Source organism: Aliikangiella sp. G2MR2-5, assembly GCF_015687155.1.
Classification (GTDB): domain Bacteria; phylum Pseudomonadota; class Gammaproteobacteria; order Enterobacterales; family Kangiellaceae; genus Aliikangiella.
In genome coordinates, this window is the sequence record NZ_JADPQF010000004.1 from 16712 (window position 1) to 31319 (window position 14608).

14 protein-coding genes are annotated in these 14608 nt (G+C 43.0%); 3 read left to right on the top strand and 11 right to left on the bottom strand.

What is annotated here, in order from left to right; genetic code table 11:
- Position 1: 1 nt before the first annotated feature.
- From IYN84_RS13090 to IYN84_RS13100, 3 genes are all read right to left on the bottom strand, one after another.
- On the bottom strand, positions 2-1165 hold the full coding sequence (locus IYN84_RS13090) for an ABC transporter substrate-binding protein (protein WP_196139690.1): 1164 nt from the start codon (positions 1163-1165) through the stop codon (positions 2-4).
- Complete coding sequence (locus tag IYN84_RS13095; protein ID WP_196139691.1) at positions 1158-2282, bottom strand: ABC transporter substrate-binding protein; 1125 nt, start codon at positions 2280-2282, stop codon at positions 1158-1160. The genes IYN84_RS13090 and IYN84_RS13095 overlap by 8 nt, the downstream gene beginning before the upstream one ends.
- 218 nt (positions 2283-2500) lie before the next feature.
- Positions 2501-2743: an accessory factor UbiK family protein gene (locus tag IYN84_RS13100; protein ID WP_196139692.1), complete on the bottom strand. Its 243-nt coding sequence runs from the start codon at positions 2741-2743 to the stop codon at positions 2501-2503.
- Positions 2744-2977: 234 nt separating this feature from the next.
- Between IYN84_RS13100 and IYN84_RS13105 the strand changes: the two genes are divergently transcribed.
- A complete protein-coding gene (locus IYN84_RS13105; RefSeq protein WP_196139693.1) occupies positions 2978-3886 on the top strand; it encodes an acyltransferase in 909 nt (302 codons plus the stop codon).
- A gap of 34 nt (positions 3887-3920) precedes the next feature.
- On the opposite strand, the gene IYN84_RS13110 is transcribed toward IYN84_RS13105, so the two are convergent.
- From IYN84_RS13110 to IYN84_RS13130, 5 genes are all read right to left on the bottom strand, one after another.
- A complete protein-coding gene (locus IYN84_RS13110) occupies positions 3921-4295 on the bottom strand; it encodes a SirB2 family protein (protein ID WP_196139694.1) in 375 nt (124 codons plus the stop codon).
- Complete coding sequence (locus tag IYN84_RS13115) at positions 4283-4888, bottom strand: YigZ family protein (protein ID WP_196139695.1); 606 nt, start codon at positions 4886-4888, stop codon at positions 4283-4285. Before IYN84_RS13115 ends, IYN84_RS13110 begins: the two co-directional genes overlap by 13 nt.
- Before the next feature lie 166 nt (positions 4889-5054).
- Positions 5055-6368: a Xaa-Pro dipeptidase gene (pepQ, locus tag IYN84_RS13120; RefSeq protein ID WP_246722944.1), complete on the bottom strand. Its 1314-nt coding sequence runs from the start codon at positions 6366-6368 to the stop codon at positions 5055-5057.
- Positions 6369-6633: 265 nt separating this feature from the next.
- Positions 6634-7161 carry a DUF962 domain-containing protein gene (locus tag IYN84_RS13125; protein ID WP_196139697.1) on the bottom strand — a complete coding sequence of 176 codons (528 nt, stop codon included), beginning with the start codon at positions 7159-7161 and terminating at the stop codon, positions 6634-6636.
- Positions 7162-7352: 191 nt separating this feature from the next.
- Positions 7353-9842, bottom strand: a complete 2490-nt coding sequence (locus IYN84_RS13130; RefSeq protein WP_196139698.1) for an EAL domain-containing protein — start codon at positions 9840-9842, stop codon at positions 7353-7355.
- Positions 9843-10248: 406 nt separating this feature from the next.
- Here IYN84_RS13130 and fadB point away from each other — a divergent pair, with 406 nt between their 5' ends.
- Positions 10249-12393, top strand: coding sequence for a fatty acid oxidation complex subunit alpha FadB (gene fadB / locus IYN84_RS13135; protein ID WP_196139699.1), 2145 nt, complete (start codon positions 10249-10251; stop codon positions 12391-12393).
- Positions 12394-12414: 21 nt separating this feature from the next.
- Entirely contained in the window at positions 12415-13575 is a 1161-nt protein-coding gene (fadA, locus tag IYN84_RS13140) for an acetyl-CoA C-acyltransferase FadA (protein WP_196139700.1), read from the top strand.
- Between the two features lie 69 nt (positions 13576-13644).
- Here the strand turns inward: fadA and IYN84_RS13145 are convergent, their stop codons facing one another.
- From IYN84_RS13145 to IYN84_RS13155, 3 genes are all read right to left on the bottom strand, one after another.
- Positions 13645-13854 carry a cold-shock protein gene (locus IYN84_RS13145; protein WP_196139701.1) on the bottom strand — a complete coding sequence of 70 codons (210 nt, stop codon included), beginning with the start codon at positions 13852-13854 and terminating at the stop codon, positions 13645-13647.
- A gap of 213 nt (positions 13855-14067) precedes the next feature.
- Positions 14068-14268 carry a hypothetical protein gene (locus tag IYN84_RS13150; protein WP_196139702.1) on the bottom strand — a complete coding sequence of 67 codons (201 nt, stop codon included), beginning with the start codon at positions 14266-14268 and terminating at the stop codon, positions 14068-14070.
- A 23-nt stretch (positions 14269-14291) separates the two neighbouring features.
- Entirely contained in the window at positions 14292-14552 is a 261-nt protein-coding gene (locus tag IYN84_RS13155; RefSeq protein WP_196139703.1) for an RNA-binding protein, read from the bottom strand.
- Between the last annotated feature and the right edge of the window lie 56 nt (positions 14553-14608).

The window sequence follows — 14608 nt, forward strand, 5'->3', positions numbered from 1 at the left end:
GCTATTCTTGTGAAGTCCAGAGATAGGATTCTCCCGCTCTGATTTTTAGAAATATGGGCTCTCTAACTCGCTCTTTTCCATTTAAGGAAATCTGACCGGTTATTCCGGGAAATCCACTTAAAGTGCTTATTTGCTTTGCGAGTTCGGACTTACTCCCCTTACACTGCTTTAAAGAATAAGTTAGCACATCAAAAGCGTCGTAAGTTAATGCAGACATACTTGTGGGAGGCTCTTCAAATCGAGCTATATAATCAGAAAAAAACCTCGCTGAACTGACTTCAACCTGAATAAGCTGAGGATGCCAGTGATGGGTCATTATCGAGCCGTCCAAGACAGGCTGTTTGGGTGAATCGATGATTGACCAGTTGTCACTTCCCAAAAATAAACCATTAAACCCTGACGCTCTCAGTAATTTGGCTTGTTGCAATGATTCATCATACCGATTAGGTAATAATATCCAGTCCGGCTGATCCTGCGCTATCGATGCCAACTGCTTTTCCAGCTTTTCATTAATCAGGCTATAGGTTAATACTTTATGAAGCTGCCCCCCTAACTCTTGGAACTTATTTATAAAGGACTCTCCGACTGCACGAGAAGCGGGATCACTCAATCCATAAATAATCACAAGTTTTTCGGGTTTGATAACGCGATGAGCGGCTTTAGCCAAGGCGACACCTTGTTCCTGATCGTTGAATGCAATCTGAAATACGAATTTCTTATTTTGGGTCACGATAGGATTGGTTGAACCCTGAGAAATCAATGGAATATTGGCGACCTCTGCGACAGCAGCTGCTTCAGCAGCAAGAAGAGACTGGTTGGGTCCAATAATTGCGTCTACATGTAATTCATAGATCAACTCTCTTGCCGCAAGCATTGCAGAAGAAGGATTGGATGAAACCTCTGATTCAATGAGACGATATCGAATAGCTTTTTTGTCAACTTTAAGACCACCTTTTGTATTAAGGTTGTCTACATATAACCTGGCAGCTTGGACAGATGGTAATGCTCCAGGAGTGTCGGTATTATACATGAGTCCAACTCGAAATTCCTGGTACTCTACTTTCTCCGACGAACAACCAGAAAAAATCAAACAGGTTAACAAAAGTACTATCCGAATAGCTCTTCGAAAATATCGGTTGCTCTTGCTAAGGCTGGTTTTACTCATAAACCACTTCACTATGGAGTTCGATTTTCTCGTTGGCAATTCTAAAGATATATACTGGTCGAATAGGAGTACCATCACCTCTAAAGCGGATATCCCCAGATACGCCACTAAACCACTCTAAATTTGCAATTTCTGTTCGTATGGCTTCGGGCTGATTACCAACAGCTTTTATTACCGCCACCACAAGTTTTAAAGCATCGTAGCTCAATGCTGCTACGATCGTAGGCGGAGCATCATATATTTTGCTGTAGGCTTCAGAAAAAGCACGTGACTTTGCCCGGTCAGCCGCAACCTGCTCGCCCCACTGATGACTATAGTAAGCTTCTAAAGACGGATTTCTTCGACGAATATTTTCAGGATGCCAACTGTCACTCCCCAGAATTGGTACTGACCAATTTAACTGTTCAATCACTAACATTTGCCTGCGCACATCTTGATCAAAATTAGGTGAAAATAAAAGGTCAACCTTTTCGTTCTTCATTTTCTCCAAAGCTAACTGAAAATTCTGTTCACTCGAAACATATTTGAAGATATTCAGCTTAGTGCCGGCTATCTGTTTGACTCGTTCGATAAAAAGCGAAGCAATTTCGCTACTGTAAGAATTACTGGCCTTATACACGACACCAATGTGTTTTGCGTTCAGGTTAATAGATGCAAAATCGGCAAGAGCTCGAGCCTGAATTTCGTCGGTAAATGCTAATCTGAAGACATATTTTTTGCCTTTGGTTAGATTGCCATGTGAAGAACTGGGAGAAATCATCGGCAAATGCAGGCTATCTGCAAGCTTTGCTATCGGAATTGCCTGGTGGCTAGAAGTGGGTCCAATAATCGCATCTATACGTTCAGCTTTAATTAGCTCTCTAAACGCAACTAAAGCAGATTCCTGCGTTGAGCCAATATCCTTTTTAATTAAGTTTAACGAGATCCGGCTGGGCCCGAAGAAGTTACTTTGCTCCTCCATTATCTCTCTTTCCACCATCTGGCTTGCTCGCAGCAGAGATTGGCCGGCATTTGATTGATGATTATATAAAATCCCGATATTAATGGTCTTGGCCTGTTCTGTACAAGCGACAGTAAGCAGCAATAGAAAGGTAAAAAACAGTGTACGAATTGTCATTCCACCAACCCGAAACCATTTACAAGCGTAGTGAATCAGTTTGGATTTGAAATATGAGCGTGAACCAGGCTTGTTATCAAGAATTGTTAGCAGCAAAGCACAGAGAAACCCTAAATTGTCAGTTATTCTAAGTATAGAAGAATATTGGGATTATGCTGTAGTTAGGTTGCTTTGCTGAATAGCCTGATTTCTCAGAATAGTCGAATACAATCAATTATTTATAGCTTACTCTCCAGATTGGCGACGGCTTTTTCCAGTGCGTCAACCTTTTCTCTGGTTCTCGCGAGTACTTTGGTTTGTGCTTCAAACTCTTCACGAGTAACAAGATCCATTTTAGCCAGCCCAGATTGGAGAATTTGCTTAAATTGGGCATGAATATCCTTCTGCAGCGCTTTAGCACCTTCTGGCAATGCTTCATTAAGCTTTGCTGCAATCTCATCAATTTTTCGGGCGTCAAACATATTAGGCCTGCTTTTTTGAACATAGAATTATCTTTCCATACCAGTAAGAGCATGGACAGTCTGCATTATTTTATCACAATTGGTGGTAACAATACCCTCATATATAAAGAGCCGGTTAAAACACTTCAGCCTATTCTCCCGAAAAACAGTTAACTTGTTGGGCGTTTGATGAAATATGCGTATAATCAGCTCGACTTAGCGAATTTTACCAACCAGAGATAATAAGCTAAATTTATGTTATCTAAAATCATTCCGGCCCAACTTCTTGGTGCCTTAACTCTTTTTTTGCACACAATTAATACCTTTTTCTGGTTTGTCCCCATACTTGTATTCGCCCTCCTAAAAATGTTACTTCCAGTTCAATCAGCTACCAGGGGAATTAACTACCTGTTAAATAATTGTGCTTCAGGCTGGATCAGCGTAAATCGTTTGATCACAGCCGTTACCAAACCCATCGAATGGCAAATTGATATACCAGAGAACCTTTCAGACGATGACTGGTATCTGGTAGTAGCCAACCATCAAAGCTGGGTTGATATATTGGCGCTTCAACAAGTCTTTAATCGAAAAATTCCATTTCTCAAATTTTTCTTAAAACAGGAGCTTTTCTGGGTACCTGTGTTAGGAATAGCCTGGTGGGCGCTAGACTTCCCATTTATGAAACGCTATACAAAGTCATATATAAAAAAGAATCCTCATAAAAAGGGTAAGGACTTTGAAACGACTAAAAAAGCTTGTGAAAAGTTCAAATCACTGCCGATTTCCATAATGAATTTTGCTGAAGGAACTCGCTTTACCCAGCTAAAGCATGACAAGCAAAAATCGCCTTTTCAATATTTGCTTAAACCCAAATCTGGTGGTATTGGCTATGTTCTTGCTTTGATGGATGAAGTAGAACACTTATTAGATGTGACCATCAATTACCCGGATAACCGGGACTTTAGTTTTTGGGACTTTCTTTGCGGCAAGGTCAGGAAAATTCAACTTCAAGCACGACTAATCGAAATTCCTGAAACAATAAAGGGCAACTATATTGAAGATCCTGAGTGCCGAAAAAGTGTTCAGCGGTGGATTAATGTGCTATGGAAGGAAAAAGATGAAACACTGGCCCGTCTAAATCAGACCAGTGAAACTAATTCCTGACTCTTGAAATCCAGAATTAAATAATCCGCACTGATTAACTAAAAGCTGGCTTCAAGGAAGCAATAGCAAAAATTGCACTTATCGTAGCAAGCGAAAGGATAAATGCAGCAATACGGATCTTCTTACTTTTTCCTCTTTTCAATGCAACCGTTCCCAGCAGAATGTATAGAACCAATAGAACAATCTTCGCTGTTACCCAGTTGACTACAAAAGGATATTGTTGAGACAGAGACACAAGAATAACCGCTGACACCAGTAAAATGGTATCAATTATATGAGGTAGGATTTTTGTGGCCTTAATTGATAGCAGCTTGCTTTCAATCAACATCCAGTAACCTCTGATCAAAAAACCAAGAAACGAGACGCCCGCAGCCATCATATGAATTTTTTTAATGATTAAGTAATCCACTCAATATTTCCCCTAAATTGATTCTGCAATGCTTGTTTAAATCTATCTTTTTGTTCACTTGCAACCATCAAGCTTATCTGAATCTGGCTTTGATACTCGATAGTGACTTCCTCTATCAGGAAATCCTTCATTACATGTTCGCAATCTTTTAATTGAGAGTAATCTACCTCAAATTTAAGCGGACTGAAATCTACTTTTTCCTTGAGTGGAAGTTGCTCCATAGCGAGCTTCACACCGCCGCCATAAGCTCGACTCAATCCACCGGTGCCCAACTTGGTGCCGCCATAATATCGAGTACAAACGGCGACTATGTCACCTACACCAGAATGCTGTAAAACAGTCAACATCGGCTTACCAGCGGTTCCAGAAGGCTCGCCATCATCGCTACACCCAAGCAAAGTAGTAGACTGTGGATTACCGACGATATACGCCCAACAATGGTGAGTGGCATCCGGATAAGTCTGGTTCAGTTCCTTAATAAAAGCCTTGGCTGCTTCCGCTGTGGTGACGTTGCGAATTCGAGTAATAAACTGGCTGTTTTTGATGACTTCCTCCACCTCGAAAGGCTCGGCAGGGACTTGATAGCTCGACATTTGACTGGTCTGTTGGTTAATTCGCGACAGATCTTATCACGAAACTCAAGTTTTTGCGGAAAGCTAATACAAAGGGAGTCATTTCGAATGTTCATTTTTTGCAATCAAGCAACCAACATTCAACCGGACTCCCTGAAGGGTGAAGACCTGAAACAGAGTGTTCACTTTACAAAGCGGAGAAAGCGTCTCGTGTTAAGTTCTCGACGCCACTTTCACGAATAACAATATTGTCTTCGATGCGAATTCCGCCATAAGGCCTGAAAGATTCAATTTTATCCCAGTTAAAAGCATTCGCGTATTCTCCATCTTTTTGCTTCGCCAATAACGGATCGATAAAGTAGAAACCCGGCTCAACGGTATAAACCATGTTTGATTCGATGGTTCGAGTGCTTCTTAGAAACGGGTAAGCTGCTGGTGGAGGCTTGGCAGCACCAGTCTCATCTGCAAACTGACCACCAACATCATGTACTTGCAATCCTATTAAGTGGCCCAATCCGTGCGGAAAGAAAGTTGAGGTAATATCAGTTTCAACCAAAGCGTCCACGGACATATCGACAAAATTGAAATCATGTATCAGTCTGGCAATCTTTCGATGAGCACTGGCATGCAAATCTCCATACTCTGCCCCCACTCTGGCTTCTCCAATACACTCCAGATTAACAGCATCCATTGCAGATATTAACTCAGCAAACTCTCCTGCTTCATAGGCATAAGTACGTGTAATATCCGAGTGATATCCCGCAACAGATGCACCAGCATCAATTAGAAACGAGCGAACTTTGTCCGGTACTTTAGACTGGCAGTCATGATAATGAAGAATCGCGCCATTGGCGTTTAACGCAATAATATTTCCATAGGGTAGTTGATGTTCAAGAATGCCTAGTGACTCGAGATATGCAAGATGAATCTGTTGTTCACTCTTTCCTGCGCGGAACATTTTTTCTGCAACATTATGTGCTCGTGCGGCTAGCTGATTAGCTTGCTTAATGCACTCAATCTCATAATCACTTTTATAGGCTCTTTGCCAATAGATAGCATTGATCAAAGACTCAGGATTTTTTTGAGCTTTTTCGTAATCCGCAAGAATTTCAGAATCTTCCCCGAGAATAGCGACCGCTTGATTATCGAGCGGTAAAAGCTCTGCTGCTGCTTTAGTTTCCTTAATAACTTCTATTTCAAAGTGCTCAGTCCAATAGCCTGAAGGATCAGCGGGTGGTGTATGCCAAAAATCAACCGGTTGAAAATAAACCAGTTTTGGTTTGCCGCTTAAACCAATAACAATAAAGCTGTGCGGCAACTCAGTCAAAGGTACATAGGTCCGGAAAAAGAAACTCGATTTAAATGGATAGTCCATGTCGTCCTGATAAACACGAATGGGGGTACCTGATGAAATAATTAGATTTTCTATATCATTATTTTGCATCAATTGGCGATGTCTCTTTAATAGGTCGCCAATATGATTACTGTAGAGTTGATTCATATCTGTCACAATAAATTTCCTGAAGTTAGATCCGCGCCCGGCAAGCCAAACACCTTTTTATCATCTGGAATTTGCTGCCTTCGGGCATTGCCATTTATAATCACCATTGAAGATAACTGCCGCTCAGCGAGCGGAATAATGGCTGGAGGCAATAAAAGTATCAGCCTGAAATAGTTCCATCATGTTAATAACTTTATGCTTTAGGTGCAATGAACAGGTAGTTATTAGGAATTGCCAGAGATTCTAAAATTGTAACAAATGTCCACTAGCGCTTGTTTTCAAGCGCTCGTCTTTTTTCAACAGCCATGGGTGTGATAGCTTTTTCCAACGACTTTTCCAGGCCCAGCATGAAGTAAACTTCAGCCATTAAAAAAAAGGGGCCTATCAACAGTTGATTTAAGTCGTCAACAAAAGCGGGTTTCGCTTTTTCAAAATGATGTCCGATGAACTGAATAATCCATGCAACGATAAATACTGCTACAGCAATGAAAAGCGCATGTTCATATTGTGCAACCAGATCAGCAGTATAAACAACGGGGATAATAAACAGCAGTAAGCCTAGCGCCAATTTCCAATGAAGCATCAGATAGTAAATCAGAGTCAGGCCAAAGAAGAGCTTTGCCGGTGTCAATGCTATCTCTATCTGGTCAAATGTCACAGGAAAACGATACAAACTTAAAAGCAATGCTAAAGACCAGATAATCGAAGGAACACCGATAAAATGGGTCGCAATGTTTCTTTTATTCAAATGAACGCTTTTATAAGTCGCCAATTGCTCTTCCGCAGTTTTCATGGCTCATCCCGATAAGTCAGTATCATTGATTTAATGTTGACCAGACTTAGTTTGAATCTTCCAGCTTATTCGCCGGACAAATCTTCACGCAACATTGTAAACACAAGGCTCCCGTCTGAGAGCCAAGCACCTCATAGAGCCATATTCGCAACTTGAAGAAGATTTGTAAAGTGGTCGGATGTGATTATTGACTACACGCTACTTGAGCGGCTTTTATTCGGGCGGTAAGTATTACCTTGCGAGCTTCCCTGTGAATAGGACTCAAATGCTAAAGCAGGAACCGGCTTACCCAACAAATACCCCTGTATTTTGTGGACGCCTAAAAGTTCCAGTTTATATAGCTCCGATTCAGTCTCAACTCCCTCAGCCACCACCTGAGCATCAGTTGAATCAGCCATCTGGACAATAGCTTCCACAATATTCTGGTTAACTTTAGAGCGATCAACATCGCGCACAAAAGTCATATCAATCTTGATGAAGTCTGCATTGAGCTGTTGAATGTAGCTCATCGAAGAATACCCGGTACCGAAATCGTCAATAGCAATATAAAAACCCAACGCCTTAAGTTCTGATATCACACGCAAGAAGGTTTCCTGATCCTGCGATGCAGCAGACTCAGTGACTTCAAAAATGATTTGCGGAGCAGGTACTTTGGTTCTTTCCAGTTGCCACCGGATATAGGGAACCAGTTCGCTATGCTGAATATCAATACCTGAAAGGTTTATCGATAGCAGAAAATCTGCACTTTGCGGATGTTCGCTCAACCAGTCAAAAGATTGAAATAACACCTGCTTGGTAATCTTGAAAATCAGATTGGACTCTTCTGCCAGGGGAATAAACTTCGCTGGTGATATCATACCCTTTTTCGGATGCTTCCAGCGAACAAGCACTTCTCCGCCACACAAGAGTTTATCGTGGGTGGTGTATTGCGGCTGTATATAGATTTTGAGAGTCTCGTCTTCAATCGCCTGACGTAAATCAGCCAATAATGCCGAGCGTTCACGAAAGAAGTCTTCATCTTCTTTTTGGTAAACAGCCCACATTTTTTGCTGACTTTTCGCTTTTAACAATGCCAGCTGGGCGTGGCGATAAGATTCCAGTAAACCCTGACGACCTTCCTGATAACGAGCCACTCCAATCTGAATCGATAATTGATTATCCAGCTTGCCAACACGTATTCGCCGCTCAGCTAGATGGACCAGAGGTAGTAAAATTGACTCATAGTCACTTTTAATCTCGGCGATAACCAGTAGTTGATCGCCAGGCAATGCAATCAACTGGCTTTTTTCACCATCCGGTAGCTGGTACGTCTTAGCCCAGTCACCGTGGTTGAGAAATCGCGCGATACGCTCAATGTGTGAGCGATAAGCCCTTTCTGCGCCTTTCGGCCCCAACATTCCCAGTAACTGATCAAACCCTTTAAGCTCTATCAATAGCATAACCTGCTGGGAGTTAGCTTCGGTATCTTGCTGCAAACGAAAAAAATCGCTACGAAAAAAAGAAAAGTTGGGTAGCAGAGTTTGTGGGTCGATAAAGGCATTGGAAATCGCTCGCTTTTCCGAGTATCTCAGCCGATCGGCAAGCGCGATAGACAGCAAAATTAATTCAATCAGTGCACCAAAGAAAAAGCCGTGCAAGCTAACAAAAGTCGCATCGATGAAATTCATAAAGGTCAGAATACCAATTCCCGCTCCTAACATTACGCATACCCACGAAACCAAAAAGAGCCGGGCGGGATAAAAACCGTTTCTAAAGGCGGCGATCGCCATGACAATAGCGTAAAGCGATCCCAAAGTTTGAAGCACTCCAAAAACGGGGATCATATGATACTCAACAACAAACAAAGATAGAATCAGGCCAGGAAGTAAGCTCCAGTTTACCCAGTAAAAGTGACGTTCAAACCAGGGAGCATTGTCTTTAGCGTTTAGAAAGCTTCGAGCGAATTGCAGTACCAACCAAAGCAAAGCGAAATTCAGCGACATAATATTCTGCCCTAGCAGACGCTGGAAATCATCTCCCCACAGCAACCTGCCGTATCCATGCAGTCCGGCAAAATAGAAGAAAGTCACCAGATAAAAGCCCAGATACCAGAGATAGGAGTTAAGCTTGACCATTGCAAAAATGGTCGCATTGTAAATGGCAACAACAACTAGTAAGGCGAGCACTCCTCCCCAGAATAAATACTGTCGATATAAATAATTAGAAAAGCCCTCTTCAGAATAGATAGTCATAGGCATAATCGCTGGACTAACACTCTGTTTACGGATTAACAGGGAGAGCTCTGAATCCGGCTGGTAATTAATCGGAAAATAAAGTCCCTTATAAACAGCATCATCCGCAAGCAGGCGATCAGCAACCCCAAGCGACTTTTGAGCAACGAGCTTCCCCTGATCAAAAAGATAAAGGTCCAGGTGACTAATAATGGTATTGTCAAAAACAAGGTAATAGGAAGAATTCTGATTCAGTTTTATGGCTGCATTCATCGTCAAATTCAGACGATACCAATAGATATCTGCTCCCGGGGCCAATGATGGACTATAAAGCTCAGGCTTAAAATCCGGACTTGTAAGCAACTGAAAAGCTAGCTGCTGTGGAGAAATGTTTTTTTGATCCGCTCTTTGTTGATAGGTTTGCAAAGGCTCGCTGATCACCCGCTTATCTAGATCAGGCTCAAGGTACACTTCCACCGCCCAGCTATTGGTACTATAGAGGCACAGAAACAAAAAGAAATTAAAACAACTTTTCGAACAAAATTTGAACAAAGAATAAATTCCTTTTAGTAAGAATGAGCCATATCTCTTTGATTAGAAGGCTTTTCCCATTATAGCGACTATCATCTGCCGAAGCCGACAAAAATAATACCAATTTATCAAACTTGACTCCGTCATCTACAGAATTCAAACACCTGTTTAAATTCTGGTCGAACCTGTTATAATCGATCCAGTTTAATCAGGACCCAGATCAATAATTTAGCCGCCTAAAGCTTCTTAAATAGCAACAATTTAGACTAAACTAGGCGACACTAATTGAAGCTCAAATAATCTAGGTATAAGACAAGCGTCAACGCTTTAACCAATGGAGAACCCCATGATTTATGACGGTCAATCCCTTCAGTGCAAGATGCTCGACAACGGCATTGCTGAAGTCATCTTTGATAATAAAAACGAATCAGTCAATAAATTCGATAACGCTACCTTGAAAGAATGGAATGAAGTTATCGGCTTACTCAACGAAACTGACGGTGTACGTGGCGCTATTGCCACCAGCCCCAAGTCAGTCTTCATCGTGGGCGCCGACATTACCGAATTCCTGGCAATGTTTGCCGAGCCAAGAGATAAAATGGTCAGCTGGTGTGTCGAAGCTGGAGCTATCTTCTCAGGATTTGAAGACCTTCCTTTCCCGACCGTCTGCGCAATTAACGGTTTCGCTCTCGGAGGTGGTTTTGAAATGGCACTCACTTGCGACTACCGTGTTGCAGCCGCCACAGCAAGAGTCGGTTTGCCAGAGACTCAACTGGGATTAATTCCTGGTTTTGGCGGTACTATCCGTTTACCCCGGTTGATCGGCAGTGATAATGCTATTGAATGGATTGCCATGGCCAAGCCACACAAACCTGAAGACGCATTAAAAGTTGGCGCAATCGATGCGGTGACAGCACCAGAAGCTTTACGCGATGTTGCACTGCAAATGGTTAATGACGCTGCCGAGGGCAAACTCGACTGGAAAGCTCGCCGAGCAGAAAAACAGGGTCCGATGTTATTAAATAAACTGGAGGCAACCATGGCTTTCAACACCGCCAAGGGTGTTGTTGGTGCCAAAGCTCTCCCCCACTATCCTGCACCAATGGAAGCAATCCGTGTTATTGAAGCAACCGCAACCCTTCCACAAAGAGAAGCGCTCAAAGAAGAGCATGAAGGCTTTACCAATGTCTGCCAGACCTCACAGGCCAGCGCCATGGTTCAGATCTTCCTCAATGATCAATTACTGAAAAAGAAAGCCAAAATTGCCGCGAAGACCGCCACCAAGAAAGTTGAACGCGCAGCAGTACTGGGCGCAGGAATCATGGGTGGTGGTATCGCCTACCAGTCAGCGAGCAAAGGAATTCCGGTGGTAATGAAAGACATTAACAACGCCGCGCTCGATCTGGGTATGAGTGAAGCCATCAAAATATTGAACAAAGGTGTTCAACTAGGAAAGGTTACTCCGGAAAAAATGGCCAAAGTCGTTGCCAGCATCACACCAACACTGGAATATTCAACGGTAAAAGACGCCGATCTGGTAGTTGAAGCAGTAGTTGAAAACCCTAAAGTAAAAGATATTGTTCTACAGGAAGTTGAAGGAGTGATCGCTGAAGATGCAATCTTAACTTCAAACACCTCCACCATTTCGATCGACCTGCTCGCCAAAAACCTTAAACGTCCGGAACTCTTCTGCGGTATGCACTTCTTTAATCCGGTCCATAAGATGCCATTAGTAGAAGTTATTCGCGGTGAAAAAACTTCGGATGAAACCGTGGCTGCAACCGTTGCTTATGCCACAGCCATGGGTAAATCAGCGGTCGTTGTTAAAGATTGCCCCGGCTTCTACGTCAACCGAGTTCTTTTCCCTTACTTCCGCGGATTCAGCCAACTACTTGCTGATGGTGCTGATTTCCGCCAGATAGACAAAGTAATGGCCGGTTTCGGGTGGCCGATGGGTCCAGCCTATTTGCTGGATGTAGTTGGAATTGATACTGCTTTCCATTGTACCGATGTTCTGGCCGAGGGCTTTCCGACTCGTATGGGCAAGATGGACGAAGACGCCGTAGAAAAACTCTTTAAAGCAGACAAGTATGGACAGAAATCCGGTAGCGGTTTCTACGTGTACGAAAAAGACAAGAAAGGTCGTCCGAAAAAAGTCGTCGACGAATCAATTTTTGAGTTGATCGGTGCGCCGAGCAAGGAGCTCGAAAACGATGAAATCGTTGAGCGCATGATGCTGCCACTTATTTTTGAAGTGGTTCGTTGCCTGGAAGAAGGCATTGTCGATACTGCTGCCGAATGCGATATGGCACTACTTTATGGCCTTGGCTTCCCTCCATTCCGTGGCGGTGCGCTCAAGTATGCTGACGAACTAGGCATTAAAAATGTGGTTGCTGCCGCTGAAAAATATGCACACCTCGGTGAAGGTTATGCGGTTCCAGAGCTGCTCAAAACCATGGCCGCTGAAAATAAAACTTTTTACACCGCATAACGCCCCAGGGGAGAATTAAAAATGAAAGAAGTCGTAATTGTCGATGCTATCAGAACCCCAATGGGTCGCTCAAAAGGTGGCATGTTTAGAAATGTTCGTGCTGAAGTCCTCAGCGCAAAACTCATGCAGGAATTACTGGACAGAAATAAAGCGCTGGATCCGGCAGAAGTTGAAGATGTAATCTGGGGCTGTGTTCAGCAAACTCTGGAACAAGGTTTCAATATCGGCCGTAACGCTGCGCTGATGACAGATCTGCCGCACACAGTAGCCGCACTGACCGTTAACCGTCTGTGTGGCTCTTCGATGCAAGCTATCCATTCTGCTACGCAAGCTATCCAGACCAATAACGGTGATGTTTTCATCGTCGGCGGTGTCGAGCATATGGGTCACGTACCTATGACTCATGGAATCGATTTTGCGCCACAAATTGCCAAACACTCTGCCAAAGGTTCAGGCATGATGGGCCTGACAGCAGAATTACTTGGAAAAATGCACGGTTTCGATCGTAAGACTCAAGATGAATTTGCAATGCGTTCACATCAAAAAGCCCACCAGGCAACCCTTAACGGCGCATTCAAAGCTGAAATCGTCCCGCTGGAAGGCCACGATGAAAACGGCGCCTTAAAGCTGTTTGATTTTGACGAAGTTATCCGCCCGGAAACCAATATGGAAGGCTTGAGCAGTCTGCGTCCGGTTTTCGATCCACGTGGAACAGTGACCGCAGGTAATGCATCAGCGCTTTCCGACGGGGCTTCTGCGATGTTAATGATGAGTGCCGAAAAAGCAGATCAACTGGGGCTTAAACCAATTGCCAAAGTTCGCTCCATGGGTGTTGCCGGTTGCGATCCTGCAATTATGGGTTACGGTCCGGTTCCTGCAGTTCAAAAAGCACTGAAACGCGCCGGCCTTTCCGTTCAAGACATTGATTTGTGGGAGCTGAATGAAGCTTTTGCCGCACAATCTTTACCAGTGCTAAAAGACCTGGGCTTGCTTGATGTGATGGAAGAAAAGGTAAACCTGAATGGCGGCGCAATCGCATTAGGCCATCCACTGGGATGTTCCGGTACGCGAATCAGCGGTACGCTACTGAGACTGATGGAAAGCAAAGATGCAACTTTAGGTGTTGCTACAATGTGTATTGGTTTAGGTCAGGGTATTGCGACCGTGTTTGAGCGGGTTTAAACCTGCTCTTTTCATATGCAATAAAAAAAGCGGCTAATTAGCCGCTTTTTTTCAAACTAAAATCGTTAATTAAAGTACAACGATGTTTTCAGCTTGTGGGCCTTTTTGACCTTTACCTACGGTAAACTCAACACGTTGACCTTCGGCAAGAGTCTTGAAGCCAGAACCTGTGATGTTGCTGAAATGAGCAAATACATCAGGGCCACCTTCCTGCTCGATAAAACCAAAACCTTTAGATTCGTTAAACCACTTAACAGTGCCAGTTGTCGTATTAGACATAGAAATTGTACCTAAAAAAATAAATATTAAATAATGCCATTCAATAATCAATTGTCATTGAAAGACGGTAGAGCTAGAAAGGGGTAGAAATAGAAAAAAGCAGAACAAAGAAAAATCTTTGTATTGAAATAATATCTGAATCAGCCGATCGTTCAAGCTGACTAAATTATAGCCGTCTTAGCGCAATAAGCAAAGCTTATTTTTAATGAATTGCTATTTTTTTGGCTTTTGTGGCGGTACTTTAGGATTTTCTTTCGGTTTAGAGGGAACCTCTTTACCACGAAACAGACGATATGTTTTGTCTGGATAGTCGTTGTTTACTTTCTCCATTGCAGCTTCAAAGTTTTCAGCTTTGAAAGTAACAACCTCATCACCTCTGGATTTAGAAGGTATTAGTAACGTGAAATATTCCATAGCTCAACATAGGGTCGCCAGTACTAGCGACCTCCCCTTTTGTTTTTGGCTTTTTCAAAGTTTACTTTAAGCAGTTTACCATCTAGTTCGTAACCGTTTAACCCACTAATGGCAGCTCTGGCTTCATGACCTTCCATTTCGATGAACCCAAATCCTCGACAATAGCCACTGAAAATATCAGTTGCCAGTTTAATGCTGCGTACGGTTCCATAACGGGAGAATAATTCGGTTAGACTGCTTTCATTTGCACTTGACGGCAAATTTCCGATAAAAAGTTTTTTCAAAGTGGTTTCCGGAAGTTTAAGTGAGCGAAGTCGCTAAAAGGAGCCCAAAAAGCAGG

Excerpts from the sequence above, each read along its gene's own strand:
- fadB (WP_196139699.1), top strand. The coding sequence starts at position 10,249 with ATGATTTATGACGGTCAATCCCTTCAGTGCAAGATGCTCGACAACGGC.
- IYN84_RS13115 (WP_196139695.1), bottom strand. The coding sequence starts at position 4,888 with ATGTCGAGCTATCAAGTCCCTGCCGAGCCTTTCGAGGTGGAGGAAGTC.
- IYN84_RS13150 (WP_196139702.1), bottom strand. The coding sequence starts at position 14,268 with ATGGAATATTTCACGTTACTAATACCTTCTAAATCCAGAGGTGATGAG.
- IYN84_RS13125 (WP_196139697.1), bottom strand. The coding sequence starts at position 7,161 with ATGAAAACTGCGGAAGAGCAATTGGCGACTTATAAAAGCGTTCATTTG.
- fadA (WP_196139700.1), top strand. The coding sequence starts at position 12,415 with ATGAAAGAAGTCGTAATTGTCGATGCTATCAGAACCCCAATGGGTCGC.
- IYN84_RS13100 (WP_196139692.1), bottom strand. The coding sequence starts at position 2,743 with ATGTTTGACGCCCGAAAAATTGATGAGATTGCAGCAAAGCTTAATGAA.
- pepQ (WP_246722944.1), bottom strand. The coding sequence starts at position 6,368 with ATGAATCAACTCTACAGTAATCATATTGGCGACCTATTAAAGAGACAT.
- IYN84_RS13145 (WP_196139701.1), bottom strand. The coding sequence starts at position 13,854 with ATGTCTAATACGACAACTGGCACTGTTAAGTGGTTTAACGAATCTAAA.
- IYN84_RS13095 (WP_196139691.1), bottom strand. The coding sequence starts at position 2,282 with ATGACAATTCGTACACTGTTTTTTACCTTTCTATTGCTGCTTACTGTC.
- IYN84_RS13105 (WP_196139693.1), top strand. The coding sequence starts at position 2,978 with ATGTTATCTAAAATCATTCCGGCCCAACTTCTTGGTGCCTTAACTCTT.
- IYN84_RS13090 (WP_196139690.1), bottom strand. The coding sequence starts at position 1,165 with ATGAGTAAAACCAGCCTTAGCAAGAGCAACCGATATTTTCGAAGAGCT.